Below are 688 nucleotides of genomic sequence, written 5' to 3'. Positions count from 1 at the left end.
GTGGTCGTTTCTTAAAGAGCATGGGAAGATATATGGTTATGAGAAAACTGTTTGGACGAAGATATTCTTCGGGAGGAAGACGTGCTGCAGTAAGCAGGAATGCAGGTGCCGGCAATGGAACTGGCGGTGGAACAGGTGGAAATACCGGAGATGATTCTAAAGATACAACAGCACCTTCAGGTGGAAATGATTCACAGAAGGCGCCGTCACATACGAATAACAGCAATAACAAACCTGTAAGGGAACCGGCTCGGACAAATGAGAATGTGAATGGGACGGAAAACAATGGATCGTCTGAAAATGAAAGAACGACAGTATCTTACGGCAGTAAAACACAGTCTGCAGGTACAAAAGCCGGAAAACGTGTCGGTATGGTTATGGATTCCGGAAAACGCTTAAAAGAACGTTTTGGCATGGTGAAAGATAATGTAAAGAATACACCGACTGAAATAAAATACCAGGCAGGACTGCATCGGAAAGCAATGGAACAGAATGTAAAAGACTTTAAAGAGGGCATAGCTGGAGAACGGAACAGAAGAGAAACGGGACGTCTGCAGGAGCAAAACCGGATTCAGGCAGATGCAGGAAGGAAACGCCGTGAGATGTATCTTGCAAAACGAAGAAGCGAAACTGCGCTAAAACGTTATGATGGAATTGACTTCCACCAACGGATTCCGGTAAATGGAAA

General features: G+C 44.8%; 1 protein-coding gene. It reads left to right on the top strand.

The features are described 5' to 3' along the window. Positions 1-38 precede the first annotated feature (38 nt). Positions 39-688: hypothetical protein (locus DXA60_RS18535; RefSeq protein ID WP_147345420.1), on the top strand; the 650-nt coding region annotated here is incomplete at its 3' end.

The organism is Roseburia sp. OF03-24 (assembly GCF_003463035.1).
GTDB classification, from domain to species: Bacteria; Bacillota; Clostridia; order Lachnospirales; family Lachnospiraceae; genus Roseburia; species Roseburia rectibacter.
The sequence above is the reverse complement of the archived record's forward strand: the minus strand, read 5'-3'. Positions and strand labels throughout refer to the sequence as shown.